The organism is Streptomyces sp. NPDC007856, assembly GCF_042868225.1.
Lineage (GTDB): Bacteria > Actinomycetota > Actinomycetes > Streptomycetales > Streptomycetaceae > Streptomyces.
Genome location: NZ_JBIAEC010000001.1, coordinates 863,184 through 876,261 on the forward strand (window position 1 = coordinate 863,184; position 13,078 = coordinate 876,261).

At 70.9% G+C, this 13,078-nt stretch carries 12 protein-coding genes; 6 read left to right on the plus strand and 6 right to left on the minus strand.

Annotation, left to right across the window (positions count from 1 at the left end):
* Window positions 1-9: 9 nt before the first annotated feature.
* Window positions 10-795 carry an ABC transporter ATP-binding protein gene (locus ACFYOH_RS04135; protein WP_388620908.1) on the minus strand — a complete coding sequence of 262 codons (786 nt, stop codon included), beginning with the start codon at window positions 793-795 and terminating at the stop codon, window positions 10-12.
* 96 nt (window positions 796-891) lie between these two features.
* On the opposite strand from ACFYOH_RS04135, the gene ACFYOH_RS04140 reads away from it, so the two are divergent.
* The 4 genes from ACFYOH_RS04140 to ACFYOH_RS04155 all read left to right on the plus strand — a co-directional run bounded on the left by ACFYOH_RS04140 (window position 892) and on the right by ACFYOH_RS04155 (window position 5,807).
* Window positions 892-1,533: a TetR/AcrR family transcriptional regulator gene (locus ACFYOH_RS04140; protein WP_388620909.1), complete on the plus strand. Its 642-nt coding sequence runs from the start codon at window positions 892-894 to the stop codon at window positions 1,531-1,533.
* 236 nt (window positions 1,534-1,769) lie between these two features.
* Window positions 1,770-2,618 carry a 3-hydroxyacyl-CoA dehydrogenase family protein gene (locus ACFYOH_RS04145; RefSeq protein WP_388620911.1) on the plus strand — a complete coding sequence of 283 codons (849 nt, stop codon included), beginning with the start codon at window positions 1,770-1,772 and terminating at the stop codon, window positions 2,616-2,618.
* Window positions 2,619-2,781: 163 nt separating this feature from the next.
* On the plus strand, window positions 2,782-3,105 hold the full coding sequence (locus tag ACFYOH_RS04150; protein WP_388620912.1) for an STAS domain-containing protein: 324 nt from the start codon (window positions 2,782-2,784) through the stop codon (window positions 3,103-3,105).
* Window positions 3,106-3,395: 290 nt separating this feature from the next.
* On the plus strand, window positions 3,396-5,807 hold the full coding sequence (locus tag ACFYOH_RS04155) for an ATP-binding protein (RefSeq protein ID WP_388620914.1): 2,412 nt from the start codon (window positions 3,396-3,398) through the stop codon (window positions 5,805-5,807).
* Window positions 5,808-5,827: 20 nt separating this feature from the next.
* On the opposite strand, the gene nucS is transcribed toward ACFYOH_RS04155, so the two are convergent.
* Window positions 5,828-6,499 (minus strand): endonuclease NucS, encoded by a 672-nt coding sequence (gene nucS / locus ACFYOH_RS04160; RefSeq protein ID WP_388620915.1) that lies wholly within the window; start codon window positions 6,497-6,499, stop codon window positions 5,828-5,830.
* Window positions 6,500-6,775: 276 nt separating this feature from the next.
* Here nucS and ACFYOH_RS04165 point away from each other — a divergent pair, with 276 nt between their 5' ends.
* On the plus strand, window positions 6,776-7,168 hold the full coding sequence (locus ACFYOH_RS04165) for an SCO5389 family protein (protein ID WP_388620917.1): 393 nt from the start codon (window positions 6,776-6,778) through the stop codon (window positions 7,166-7,168).
* A gap of 118 nt (window positions 7,169-7,286) precedes the next feature.
* Here ACFYOH_RS04165 and ACFYOH_RS04170 read toward each other — a convergent pair whose 3' ends face one another.
* Window positions 7,287-8,315 carry an LLM class flavin-dependent oxidoreductase gene (locus ACFYOH_RS04170; RefSeq protein WP_388620919.1) on the minus strand — a complete coding sequence of 343 codons (1,029 nt, stop codon included), beginning with the start codon at window positions 8,313-8,315 and terminating at the stop codon, window positions 7,287-7,289.
* 222 nt (window positions 8,316-8,537) lie between these two features.
* Between ACFYOH_RS04170 and ACFYOH_RS04175 the strand changes: the two genes are divergently transcribed.
* On the plus strand, window positions 8,538-8,870 hold the full coding sequence (locus ACFYOH_RS04175; RefSeq protein ID WP_388620921.1) for an ATP/GTP-binding protein: 333 nt from the start codon (window positions 8,538-8,540) through the stop codon (window positions 8,868-8,870).
* A gap of 1,121 nt (window positions 8,871-9,991) precedes the next feature.
* Here ACFYOH_RS04175 and ACFYOH_RS04180 read toward each other — a convergent pair.
* The 3 genes from ACFYOH_RS04180 to ACFYOH_RS04190 all read right to left on the minus strand — a co-directional run bounded on the left by ACFYOH_RS04180 (window position 9,992) and on the right by ACFYOH_RS04190 (window position 13,078).
* Complete coding sequence (locus tag ACFYOH_RS04180) at window positions 9,992-10,879, minus strand: ABC transporter permease (RefSeq protein WP_388620923.1); 888 nt, start codon at window positions 10,877-10,879, stop codon at window positions 9,992-9,994.
* A complete protein-coding gene (locus ACFYOH_RS04185) occupies window positions 10,876-12,177 on the minus strand; it encodes an ABC transporter ATP-binding protein (RefSeq protein WP_388620924.1) in 1,302 nt (433 codons plus the stop codon). Before ACFYOH_RS04185 ends, ACFYOH_RS04180 begins: the two co-directional genes overlap by 4 nt.
* A 130-nt stretch (window positions 12,178-12,307) precedes the next feature.
* Entirely contained in the window at window positions 12,308-13,078 is a 771-nt protein-coding gene (locus ACFYOH_RS04190) for an ABC transporter permease (RefSeq protein ID WP_388620926.1), read from the minus strand.

Consider the following 13,078-nt stretch of genomic DNA (forward strand, 5'->3'; position numbering starts at 1 on the left):
TGTGAATCCCTATACGGCGACGGGGGCGGCGTCGGCCGGGGCGGGCCCGCGGCCGGTGATGGCGAGGAAGGTGTCCTGGAGGGTGGCGTCGATCGAGCCGCCGTACCGGAGCTTGAGCGCGCTCGGCGTGCCCTCGGCGGCGACCGTGCCCTTGTCGACGATCACCAGGCGGTCGGCGAGGGCGTCGGCCTCGTCCAGGTAGTGGGTGGTCAGGAAGACGGTCGTGGCGTGGTCGTCGCGCAGTCGGCGGACCAGGTCCCACAGGTCGGCGCGGCTGCCCGGGTCCAGGCCGGTCGTCGGCTCGTCCAGGAACAGCACCTTCGGGCGATGGGTGAGCGCCATCGCGATGTCCAGACGGCGCCGCTGGCCACCGGAGAGCGCGCCGGCCTTCCGGTCGAGAAGGCCGGTGAGGTCGAGCTCCCGCGCCAGCTCCTCGGCCCGCGCGGCCGCCTCGGCCTTCGCCAGGCGGTACATCCGCCCCTGGGTGACCAGCTCCTCCCGCACGCTGATCTGCGGATCGACGCCGCCGGACTGGGCGACGTACCCACTCACCGCACGCACCCCGGCCGGATCCGTCGCCAGATCGTGCCCGGCGACCGTGGCCGCGCCGCCGGTCGGCTCCAGCAGAGTGGTGAGCATCCGCAGGGTGGTCGTCTTGCCGGCGCCGTTGGGGCCGAGGAAGCCGAGGATCTCGCCCTCGCGGACGGCGAGGTCGATGCCGCGCACGGCCTCCACGGATCCGGCCTTGGTCTGGAAGGTGCGGGCGAGTCCCGCAGCACTGATGACTACTGACATGCCCCCAGAAAAACAGAGTCAGCACAACTTTGTAACGACACCAAATTTGTACTCTGGTCAAGTTTCCATGACCTCCAGCGAAGCTAGGATGCGGGCATGGCAGAGGGGCTCAGGGAGCGGAAGAAGCGGCAGACCCGGCAGTACATCTCGGATGTCGCCACGGGGTTGTTCCTGGAGCGCGGCTTCGAGGCGGTCACCGTCGCCGAAATCGCGGAAGCGGCGAACGTCTCCGTCAACACCGTCTACAACTACTTCCCGGCCAAGGAGGATCTCTTCTTCGACCGGTCCGCCGGCATGGTCGACCGCCTCGCCCGTTGGATCCGCAGCCGGGACGAGGGGGAGTCCGCCGCCGGCGCCGTCCTGCGCGAACTGCGTGCCGAGGTCCAGGCCGTCTCGCCCCGGGTCGGCCTGATGGACGGCTACGACCGCTTCATGCGGGTCATCCATGACGCGCCGCCCCTGCGCTCCCGCCTGTGGACCTTCCAGCAGGAAGTCCACGACAACGTGACGACGGCCCTGCGTGAGGAGACCGGCGCCACCGCCGACGACCCGCTGCCGGACCTGATGGCCGGTCAGGTCTGCTGGATCCATCAGACGGTCTTCGTCACCATCGGCCGCGAGATGATGGCCGGCCGCAAACCGGCCGAAGTCTCCCGAGAGGTACTCGCCCTCCTCGACGACATCGAGGACCTGTTGAGCGACCGCGTCCTGAACTACGCCGTACGCGGCAAGGCCTGAGCGCGCCGCCGGACGGCGCCAACCGCCACGGACCCGCGAGGATTTGCGCTCCGGCCGGCGAGGCCGGAATCCTGTCGGATCCGCCGGCTCGAGGGCCGCCCAGCCCGTCGATCGAGACGTGACCGGTGTCTCAGCGTCTGAGACCGTGACACGCGTTACTAACCGCTCACACAGCGCCGCCGGAGCGCTATGGTCCGCCGGAGAAGCAGACTTGGAGCGCGTTCAAGGGAGTCGGAGTGGCACGGAAGCTCGCCGTCATCGGGGCCGGTCTCATGGGGTCCGGGATCGCTCAGGTCGCCGCGCAGGCGGGCTGGGACGTCGTCCTGCGGGACGTCACCGACGAGGCACTGAAGCGTGGCACCGACGGCATCAAGGCCTCGTACGACAAGTTCGTGAGCAAGGGGAAGATCGAGGCGGCCGCCGCCGAAGCCGCCCTGGCCCGCATCACCCCGACCACCGACCTGGACGCCGCCGCCGACGCCGACGTCGTCATCGAGGCCGTCTTCGAGAAGCTGGAGGTCAAGCACGAGATCTTCCGCACGCTCGACAAGCTCGTGCGCGAGGACACCGTGCTCGCCTCCAACACCTCCGCCATCCCGATCACCAAGATCGCGGCGGCCACCGAGCACCCCGAGCGGGTCGTCGGCGTCCACTTCTTCTCGCCGGTGCCGATGATGCAGCTCGTCGAGCTGGTCCGCGGCTACAAGACCAGCGACGAAGCCCTCGCCACCGCGCGGGAGTTCGCCGAGTCCGTCGGCAAGACCTGCATCGTCGTCAACCGGGACGTGGCCGGCTTCGTGACCACCCGGCTCATCTCCGCCCTCGTGGTGGAGGCGACCAAGCTCTACGAGTCCGGCGTCGCCACCGCCGAGGACATCGACCTCGCCTGCAAGCTGGGCTTCGGCCACGCCATGGGCCCGCTCGCCACCGCCGACCTCACCGGCGTCGACATCCTGCTGCACGCCACCAGCAACATCTACACCGAGTCCCAGGACGAGAAGTTCGCCCCGCCGGAGCTGATGCGCCGGATGGTGGACGCCGGTGACATCGGCCGCAAGAGCGGGCAGGGCTTCTACAAGTACTGAGCACCTTCCGTACGGACATCCGCCGGACATCACCCCCGGGAGTATCACTCCCAGGGGTGAATTCGGTATCGGTTCGCTTACAAGCAGCAACCGCACCACCACTCACACAGTCAGACGTTGCAACGTCACGGAGTACGCCAACCGCACTCAACGGGGAGCGCATATGTACATCAGGGGCGACCACGCCGAGCTGGTCGTCGGGGGCCGCCTCGACGTCCGCAGCGCGGCGGACGCCCGTACGGCCCTGCACTCGGCCGTCGACACCGGAGTCGGCGACCTGGTGCTCGACCTGTCCGAACTGGACTCCTGGGACGCCACCGGACTCGGGGTGATCATGGGCGCCCATCGGCGGGCCGGCCGCTGCGGGCGCCGTCTGGTGCTGCGCGGTGTCCCGCCGCAGATGCAGCGCCTGCTGGTGGCCACCCGGCTGCACCGCATCCTTGCCATCGAAGGCGGCATCGGGGTCGAGTCCCAGCCCCGGGTGTGAGACGCGTACGAGTCTGAGCCGGACGGAGACCGCTGCGGCCGCTGAGACCCGGACACAGCCGCCGAAGCGCACGACGGGGGCAATCCTCACCGGACTGTGATGTCTTGGACCGCACGGCACCCCGCCCTGTCGGAGATACTGAGCGAAGGTTTAGGGTTCGGTCGCCCGCCGCCTCGCAACCCTCGACGAGCGGGCCCGGACCAGAAGCGACAGCGCGGTGTGCGACAAGGCCGGGAGGGGCCGGAATCCGGGCACACGACGCTTTTGGGGGGTCTTAACCCATGGAACCCATGGACCCGATCGACCGGGAACCCGCGGAGCACGGTCAGGCGGCGAGCCGCCGCCCGCCCCGGGAGTCCCTCACCTCGGACTTCGGTCAGAGCACGCCCGCGCTCGCCCGTACGGCGCACGTCGTGGCCGGCGACCTGCTGCTGACCGTGAACCCCGTGGACGGCAGCGAGATAGAGCCCTGCCCGCCGGACCGGCGGCCGGTGCGGCCCCGCAAGCGCACCGCCGCCGAGCGCGCCGAGGCCGAGCGGGCCGCCCGGCCGCCGGTGCCGCCAGGCCCCGCCCAGCCGGCCCTCTCCCTGCTGGAACGCCAGGACGAGCGCGAGCGCCTGGTCCGCCTGCTGGCCCGGGGGCGTTCGGTACGGCTCACCGGGCCCGGCGGCTCGGGCCGCACGGCCCTGCTGGAGCTGGTCGCCGAGGACTGCCTGGACCTCGCCCCCGACGGCGTGGTCCGGCTCACCGGCTTCCACCGCACCACCACCGACCTGCTGCACGACCTCTTCCACGCGGTCTACGACGCCCCGCGCCACCGCCTCGATCCGGAGGAACTGCGCGCACTGGTCCGCGAGATCGGCGCGGTCGTCGTCCTGGACGACGTCGAGTTCGGCGGCGCCGCGCTCGACGAACTCCTCGACGCCACCCCCGAGTGCGCGTTCCTGATCGGCGCCACCCCCGACGTGCCCGCGCCCTCCGAGGGGGCCGAGGTCGAGGAGGTCTTCCTCAGCGGCCTCGACCGCGCCGCCGGCGTGGAGATCCTGGAGCGGACCGTCGGCCGCGTCCTCACCGAGGAGGAGTCCAACTGGGCCGGCGACCTGTGGTTCGAGTCCGAGGGGCTGCCGCTGCGCTTCGTCCAGGCCGGGGCCCTGCTCCGGCAGCGCGACGAGCTGCGGGCCGGCGTGGGGGCGGTGGACGAGTACGGCGTCTTCGAGGACGTACGCCCGCCGGCGGAGCTGTCCCTGGAGCCGGCGGACGAGATCCCGCTGCCCTCCCTCGGCGAGGCCGCCGCGCCCGCCCCGCTGCTCGCCTCCCGGCTCAGCGCCTCCGCCCGTGCCACCCTGCGCTTCGCGGTCGCCCTCGGCGGCGAGGTGCCGCACCAGGCGCATCTGCCGGCGCTGATCGGCGACACCCACGCCGACGCCGCCCTCGGTGAGCTGGCCGGGTGCGGACTGGTCTCGCCGGTCGGCGCCCGCTACCGGCTCGCGGCCGGGGTGCAGGCCCAGCTGGAGGCCGCCGGGTACGCCGACGACGCTCAGGCCCAGGCGCTGGCCGCCGCCGAGCACTACACCTGGTGGGCCGGGCATCCGTCGGTCACCCCCGAGCGGGTGTGCGCCGAGGCGGACGCGGTGCTGGCCGCGCTCGCCATGATCGTCCCGCACCCGGCACCCCCGGCCGAGGGCGAGGAGAGCTGCGCGGTACGGCTCGCCCGTACGGCCTCGCCGGCGTTCGCCGCCGGGCTGCACTGGAGCGCCTGGGAACGGGCCCTGCGGTCCGGCGCGGAGGCCTCCCGGCTGACCGGCGAGGTGGCCGAACAGGCCTACTTCCACCACGAGTTGGGTGTCCTCGCGCTCTGCGGGGGTCAGCTCGACCGGGCCCGCGCCGAGCTGGAGGCGTCCATCGGGCTGCGCGGGGCGCTCGCCGACAAGCGGGGCACGACCGCCGGGCGCCGAGCGCTCGCACTGGTCGCCGACCGCTCCGGTGACGTACCCGGGATCGCCGCGACGGCGGGGGACGAGCTGCCGGAGGTACGGCACGAGGAGTCGGCCCCACCGCCGTACCCGCCCCTCGGTGACCCGCTGGTCACGACCAGGCTCCTGGCCACCACGGAGCGGGGCGGGGGCTTGCGGCGGCTGGCCCGCCGCAATCTCGTGGCGGTCGGCTCCGGGGCGCTGCTCGCCGCCGTGCTGGGTACGGTCGTCACGCTGGGCATGACGTCCAACGAGAACGCCGACAAGAACCCGGCCGGCAAGGTCGACGTGAACCCCTCGGCGAGCCAGGGCACGGACGACGGCACCCTCGGGGCCGACCCGAACCAGACCCCGTCGGCGGGCGGCTCGGCCCCGGCCGTCCCCCGCCCCACGGACTCGGGTGGCACGACGCAGGATCCGACGCCGTCCCAGCCGGCCACATCGCCGTCGTCGGCCCCGAGCCACACCCGGGGCACGGGTGGGGGAGGTACGACACCGACGCCGTCCAGGTCCACGACCAAGTCGGGTACGCCGACACCGACGAAGTCGACCGACCCGAGCCCGTCGGCCTCGACCTCGCCGTCACCCAGCACGTCCTCGCCGTCCGCGTCCACGTCGGCCCCGGGCCCGTCCACGACGGACACGGCGAGCGGCCCGACGGCACCGCAGAGTTCGGGGAGCGCAACGAACTCGGGGACCGCGTCGCAGTCGTCCGGCTCGGTCATCTGACCGAGCCGAGAAGGTGAGCCTCAGAACAGCCGGAGCTTGTCGTCCTCGATGCCCCGCAGGCCGTCGTAGTCCAGGATCTGGCAGTCGATGCCGCGGTCGGTGGCGAGGACGCGGGCCTGGGGCTTGATCTCCTGGGCGGCGAAGATGCCACGGACCGGGGCCAGGTGCGGGTCGCGGTTCAACAGCTCCAGGTAGCGGGTGAGTTGCTCGACGCCGTCGATCTCGCCCCGGCGCTTGATCTCCACCGCGACCGTCCCGCCGTCCGCGTCCCGGCACAGGATGTCCACCGGACCGATGGCCGTCATGTACTCGCGGCGGATCAGCGTGTAGCCGTCGCCGAGCGTCTCGATGCGGTCGGCGAGCAGCTCCTGCAGGTGCGCTTCCACGCCGTCCTTGATCAGACCCGGATCCACGCCGAGTTCGTGGGAGGAGTCGTGGAGGATCTCCTCCATCGTGATGATCAGTTTCTCGCCCGCTTTGTTGACGACCGTCCAGACGCCGTCTTCCTCGCCGGTGCCCTCCTTGAGCGTGCAGGGCGGCGACATCCAGTTGAGGGGCTTGTAGGCCCGGTCGTCGGCGTGGATGGAGACGCTGCCGTCCGCCTTGACCAGGATCAGGCGGGGCGCCGAGGGCAGGTGGGCGGTGAGCCGGCCGGCGTAGTCGACCGAGCATCGGGCAATGACGAGACGCATGGTCGGCAACGCTACTCGACGCCCTGAGGTGCGCGCGATTCGCCCGTCCCGCTCCCGATCGATCGCCCCAATTGTCCCTGGAAACTCTTGTTCATCCCTGGCCGATTGTGCCCGTAACGGGACCGTTCCATATACGCATTCTGCTGGTGTGGTCACCGACCGTTGCCTACCGTAGTAAACGGGAGGTCGCCGTCTATGTACTGAGCGTGTTCGAAATCGCGAACTCCCTGACCTGTCCGGCAACCCCTGCTCCGCGGGGGTGCGAGAGGAGAACCCATGTCGCTCGACGTCTCACCGGCCCTACTCGAACAGGCCGAGCGAGGCGAGGTCGACGAAGCAGCATTCGTCGACTGCGTCCGGACCTCCCTGCCCTACGCATGGGAGATGATCAGCTCCCTGGTGGCCCAGCTGAAGGTCGACGGCGGACCGTTCGCCGACAACCAGACGCCCCCGCCGGACGAGCAGGCACGCGGTCAGCTGCTGCGTGCGCTCGCGAGTGACGCCATCCGCGGCGCCCTGCAGCGGCACTTCGGTGTGCGGCTGGCCTTCCAGAACTGCCACCGGGTGGCGGTGTTCCCGCTGGACGCCTCGGCCGACGAGACGTTGGCCCGCTTCACCTCGGTACGCAGCCAGTTGCTGAACCAGTCGCCGGAGCTTCGGGACTGCTGACGGGGCGGTCCCGGTACGACGGACGTTGTGAGCCGCTTGCTTGCCGCTCCACCTGCGGGAGGTGCATTCAGTGCTGGGGCGGCAAGCCCCCGAGACGGCCCGGGAGTTGTCGGACGGCTCAGCGCAGCTGGGGCAGCACCTCGGCGCCCAGCCGCCGCAGGTTCTCCTCCGTCGCGGCGAGATCGCCCGAGCCCTCCACGAGGAGGGCGAAGCGGGAGATGCCGGTGCGCTCCGAGGTGGCCGCGAGCCGGTCGGCGGCCAGCCGCGCAGTGCCGACCGGGTGCAGTCCGCAGAGCAGTTCGGTGTAGGCGTACGGGTCGCGCATCGCGCGCGCCCGGCCGTCCACCGTCACATGCGCCTCCAGGCCCTGTTTCAGCCAGCCCGGCATGGCCTTCATGAGCGTCTCCGCCGCGTCCGTGCGCCGGTCGGCGAGCTGGCACACCCCGGCCGAGACATGCGCGGCGCCCGCGATCTCCTCGGCCGGCCGGCCCGCCGCGCGGGCGCAGCGCTGCCAGAGGGCCACCATCTCGGCCTTTTCCTCGTCCCCGATGTGCATGCCGAGCAGCATCGGCAGCCCGCGCTCGGCGGCCAGCCGTACGCTCGCCGGGGAGGTGCACGCGACGACGACCTCCGGGCCCGGAGTCTCGGTCAGCGCCTCCGACGGACGGGGTACGACCGGCACCTCGCGGAAGCTGAACCTTTCGCCGGACGCCGACACCCGTGGCTCGCGCAGCCAGCGCAGCAGCAGATCGAGTGACTCGGGGAATCCGTGTTCGTACGCCTCCAGGCCGGCGCCGAAGACCTCCAGGTCCACCCAGGGCCCGCCCCGGCCCACGCCGAGCGTGAACCGGCCGCCGCTCGTCAGGTGCAGCAGCGCGGTCTGTTCGCCGAGTGCGACCGGGTGGGCGGTGGGCAGTACGCTGACCGCAGTGCCGACCCGGATGCGGCGGGTGCGGCCGAGCAGCAGGGCGGCCAGGGTGACGGCGGACGGGCATGTGCCGTACGGCACGAAGTGGTGCTCGGCCAGCCACACGGCGTCAAGACCGGCCTCCTCGGCGACCTCCGCGGAGCGGACCACCCGGTGCAGGGCCTCCCCGGGGCCCTGGCCCGGGAACTGGGCGCCCAGCACAAAACTTCCTACGTACATCTCATTTCCTGCTTCCTTGGCTCCGACCCGGAGCTCCCCCACAGGGCATAACCGTCTGACACGTGCGCAGGACACGGCCTGACGGAGAGATTTGCGGATTGTCTGCAGAATGGGCCGCCCTGGAGGGTGACTTGGGTGGGTTGGTTCCGTACGCGTACCCCACACGGCGGCGCGTAGGCTGGATGCAGCCCGTGCTTCCTGTGCAGCCCCGAGAGGTGTCCCGTGTCCCCGCGTCGCAATCGACCGAAGGCAGCCGGATCGTCGGGCCGGAGCGCCGAGGACGACCGCGCCGGCCGGTACGGCGGCTGGCAGTCGACCGAGAGCTGGCAGGGCGAGGACTGGAGCGTGCGCCATGTCGCCGGGGCGAGCGCGGAGGGCAAGACCTACCGCTGCCCGGGCTGCGACCAGATGATCCCCTCCGGCGTCCCGCATGTGGTGGCCTGGCCGGAGCACGCGGGTGTGGACGACCGCCGCCACTGGCACAAGGCCTGCTGGAACGCGAAGGACCGCCGCACCACAAGGGTGCCGCGGTCCCGTAACGCGCCGAGGTTCTAGCCGGTCTCCTCGCGGCTGACGTGCCGGTGGAACGAAGGTGGGCCGCAGCGCGGACGGCAGGTCGGCCACCGTCCCCCACACCAGGACGTGATCCGGATTCATGGGGTCGTTCTCCAGTGTTGCGATGACCCCTTCCGACAGAAGGATCTTGATAAGGGCGCTTTGCATATGGAGACCGATCATCCCGGAGTACCGGACAATCGGCGCGTCGGGATTGCCGGAGGTGAGGCTGTCGACAGCGGCCTGGGTCATGCCGGGATCGCATTTCCAGCCCACTGACACGGGGGCCGAAGCCGTCTCGGCATCGGGATCGTCGCAGACCACCGCGCCCGATCGGGTCGCCGTTCCGGTTTCCCCGTCACAGAAGGCGGGCAATCCCGCACGCCGGAGCGCCTGGACCACGTGGTCGGCCAGTTCGTCACAGACCGCCAGAACTTCATCTGACGCGCGGGTGAAGCCGTACTCGGACATAGCGACGTCGTACGGATCGAGCACGGACCGAACGAGGTCCAGGTCCAAGGGCACAGGCACGTCACTGCCTTCGGCGAATTTGTAGATCGACGGGCTGTAGCTCACAGTGGGTCTCTTCCTGCAGATGATCGGCACATCGCCTGCCGCTCGTACCTGGTCCTTCGCTTGCGGTTTCAGAGCCTGGTTCTTGACGTCGATGAGGGTTCCGTCCCGATAACCGTCGAACTTCGCATATCCGCTTTTGCGCCACTCCCCGTTCGTGACCAGTTGCCCATAGGCGCGATCGGCCTGGTCCATGGTCTCCGTTTCCGGCAGCCACTTGCCGGGCCCACCCATTTCGAGACCACACGCAATAGCGCCCCCGACGGTTCGACGCCTGGAGACGGCCGGTACGACGGCATGGCGATGTAACCCCAGCGACGGAGTTCCCCCGGTCGCAGAGTGATGGGCGCGAGAGAGACGGTCTGGTCAGGTACCCGTCATGCGCGGCGCCACCTTATGCATTCGGTTGTGCGGCGGTACAAGGCATTCCAAGTGGGTAGAGGCGCGCCGGCCTGAAATCGCTCGTCAAACACGAGGGCCTCCCGTCGGTGCCGTGGGGATCTGGCGATCCACAGCGCCGGGGAGGCCCTCACCCGATCAAGCGAGGCTCACACGTCCCGCTTCTCCAGCAGCGCGATGGCGCCGGCGAACGCGGCTGCCGACAGGCCCAGCATGATCCACAGCGGGTCCCAGCCCGTGGGGCCGGAGCTGCTCAGGGAGTTGTCGTAGAAGCAGCTCATCTGGCTCGGGATGGAGTACTCCAGCAGCCACTGCCGCACCTTGGACAGCGACTGCGAGGCCATGAACAGCGCGATCACCAGCGGGGCCAGGACCGCGCCGATCATGATGGTGATGGCGCCCGCGGAGTGCCGGATGATCGAGCCGATGAGCAGCGAGAACAGCCCGAGCAGCGCGATGTAGAGGCTGATGCCGAGGGTCGCCTTCAGCCAGTCGCCGGTGGAGGGGGTGCGGGCGCCGCCGACGCCGTTCAGCATGGACGCGTGGATCATGGCCATGAGGCCGGACACGGCCAGGGTGACGACGAAGGCGACGGCGAAGAACACGACCGCCTTGGCGGCGAGCACCCGGCCCCGGCTCGGGCACGCGACCATCGTCGTACGGATCATGCCGGTGCCGTACTCCGAGGCCGTGGTCAGCACGCCGAGCGTGATGATGCACATGCTGCCCAGCAGCAGGCCGAAGAAGCCGAACTGGAGCGGGTTCTGGTCCGACAGGGTCTCCGGGCTGGAGTTGGACTTCACCACCGAGGCGGTCAGCAGGCCGATGGCGAGGACGAGCACCACGAAGACGCCGAGCGTCCACATCGTCGAACGCACCGACTTGATCTTGGTCCACTCCGAGGACAGCGCGTGCCCGAGGTGGGTGCGCACGACCGGGATCGGCGAGGTGTAACCGGGGTACGACCCGCCGGGCGCCGCCTGCCAGTGGGGCGCGGCTGCGGGGGCCTGCGGCATGGGGGGCTGGTGGGTGCTCATCGGGCGTCCTCGGGCTTGGTCAGGTCGGCGGGGGCGGTGGCCGGGGCCGGGGGAGCGGTGGCGGGCGCCTGCTGCGGCGCGGGCGCTGCCGCGCCGGCGGGCTGGGCCGAAGCGGGCGGCTGGGCCTGCGGGGCGGCGGGAGTCGTCGGCGCGCCCGCGGCCTGGGCCTGCTGGGCGTACGGGTTGGGGGCGCCGGGAGCGCCGTAACCGGCAGCCTGCGGGCCGCCGTACGGTCCCGCCGACCCCTGGGGCATCGCGAAGGGCTGCCCGCCCTGCTGGGGCGGCGGCGGGGCGTACCAGCCGGGCTGGCCCTGGCCGGGCACCGGCATGGGCGGCTGGGCGCCCGGCGGCAGCGGCTGCTGCAGGCCCGCCTTCTGGTCGATGGTCGAGCGGTAGTCGACCGCGCCCTGCGTCATCCGCATGTACGCCTCCTCCAGCGAGGCCTGGTGCGGCGACAGCTCCCACAGCCGGACGCCCGCCTCGTGCGCGAGGTCGCTGATCCGGGGCAGCGGCAGCCCGGTCACCCGCAGCGCGCCGTCCTGCTCCGGCAGTACATGGCCGCCCGCCTCGGTGAGCGTGGTGCTCAGCTTCTCGCGCAGCTGCGGCTCGGTGTCCGGGGTGCGCACCCGGGCGAAGTCGGCGGAGTTGGCCGAGATGAAGTCCTTCACGCTCATGTCGGCGAGCAGCTGGCCGCGCCCGATGACGATGAGATGGTCGGCGGTGAGCGCCATCTCGCTCATCAGGTGGGAGGAGACGAACACCGTACGGCCCTCGGCGGCCAGGGCCTTCATGAGGTTGCGGACCCAGAGGATGCCCTCGGGGTCGAGGCCGTTGACCGGCTCGTCGAACAGCAGCACCTGCGGATCGCCCAGCAGCGCGGCGGCGATGCCGAGCCGCTGGCCCATGCCCAGCGAGAAGCCCTTGGAGCGCTTGCGCGCCACGTCCTGCAGGCCGACGACACCGAGCACCTCGTCCACGCGGCGGGCCGGGATGCCGGACAGCTGGGCGAGGCTCAGCAGATGGTTGCGGGCGGTCCGGCCGCCGTGCACGGCCTTGGCGTCGAGCAGCGCGCCGACCTGGCGGGGGGCGTTGGGCAGCTTGCGGTACGGGTAGCCGCCGATCGTCACCGACCCGGACGTCGGGTTGTCCAGCCCGAGGATCATCCGCATCGTCGTCGACTTGCCCGAGCCGTTCGGCCCGAGGAAGCCGGTGACGGCACCTGGCCGCACCTGGAAGGAAAGGTTGTACACGGCGGTCTTGTCGCCGTAGCGCTTGGTCAGGCCGACAGCCTCGATCATGCTCCGCACCCATCGAAAGGTTCAGGACAGCGGGGAGCCGCCCCCGTAAGGGTTAGGAGGATATCGAGGCGCTGACGGTTCCGCCCAAGGGACGGCAAAGCCAGAGCACTACGGTCCGTGGCGAAAACCGCTACTGGGCGTCCCTGCGCTTGAGGAGGACATACCCGCCGGCGAGCGCGGCGATCACCCACAGCACCATGATCCCGAGCCCGCCCCAGGGCCCGTACGGCGTGTCGTCGGCCCTCGGGACCACCTGCATGATCCGGCTGCCCGCCTGGTCCGGCAGGAACCGGCCGACCTTCTTCGTCGCGTCGACGTTGCCGAGGATGGTGGAGATCAGGAAGAAGAACGGCATCAGGATGCCCAGCGACAGCATCGGCGAGCGCAGCATCGCGGCCACGCCCATGGAGAACACCGCGATCAGCGTCATGTAGAGGCCGCCGCCGACGACCGCGCGCAGCACGCCCGGGTCGCCGAGCCGCGCCCCGTGCGGGCCGAGCATCGCCTGGCCGAGGAAGAACGCGGCGAAGCTCGTGGCCATGCCGACCACGAGCGCGAGCGCGCCCGCGACCGCGATCTTGCCGAACAGGAAGGTGGCGCGCTGCGGTACGGCGGCCAGCGAGACCCGGATCATGCCGGTGCTGTACTCGTTGGAGACGACCAGCACACCGAACACGATCATGGCGAGCTGGCCCAGGGTCATGCCCGCGAAGCTGACGTAGGTCGGATCGAACGACAGCCGGTCCTGCACCGGCATCGAGTCGAACTGGCTCCGCGACAGCGCGGAGATGAGCGTTCCGATGGCGATCGTGACCACCACGGCCAGCGACAGCGTCCACACCGTGGATGCCACCGACCGGATCTTGGTCCACTCGGACCGGATGACCTGCACGGCTGCCAT

What these genes read in the sequence shown, in the direction of transcription:
- ACFYOH_RS04135 (WP_388620908.1), bottom strand. Translation starts at nt 795, where the DNA reads ATGTCAGTAGTCATCAGTGCTGCGGGACTCGCCCGCACCTTCCAGACC.
- ACFYOH_RS04140 (WP_388620909.1), top strand. Translation starts at nt 892, where the DNA reads ATGGCAGAGGGGCTCAGGGAGCGGAAGAAGCGGCAGACCCGGCAGTAC.
- ACFYOH_RS04150 (WP_388620912.1), top strand. Translation starts at nt 2,782, where the DNA reads ATGTACATCAGGGGCGACCACGCCGAGCTGGTCGTCGGGGGCCGCCTC.
- ACFYOH_RS04155 (WP_388620914.1), top strand. Translation starts at nt 3,396, where the DNA reads ATGGACCCGATCGACCGGGAACCCGCGGAGCACGGTCAGGCGGCGAGC.
- nucS (WP_388620915.1), bottom strand. Translation starts at nt 6,499, where the DNA reads ATGCGTCTCGTCATTGCCCGATGCTCGGTCGACTACGCCGGCCGGCTC.
- ACFYOH_RS04165 (WP_388620917.1), top strand. Translation starts at nt 6,776, where the DNA reads ATGTCGCTCGACGTCTCACCGGCCCTACTCGAACAGGCCGAGCGAGGC.
- ACFYOH_RS04170 (WP_388620919.1), bottom strand. Translation starts at nt 8,315, where the DNA reads ATGTACGTAGGAAGTTTTGTGCTGGGCGCCCAGTTCCCGGGCCAGGGC.
- ACFYOH_RS04180 (WP_388620923.1), bottom strand. Translation starts at nt 10,879, where the DNA reads ATGAGCACCCACCAGCCCCCCATGCCGCAGGCCCCCGCAGCCGCGCCC.
- ACFYOH_RS04185 (WP_388620924.1), bottom strand. Translation starts at nt 12,177, where the DNA reads ATGATCGAGGCTGTCGGCCTGACCAAGCGCTACGGCGACAAGACCGCC.
- ACFYOH_RS04190 (WP_388620926.1), bottom strand. Translation starts at nt 13,078, where the DNA reads ATGGCAGCCGTGCAGGTCATCCGGTCCGAGTGGACCAAGATCCGGTCG.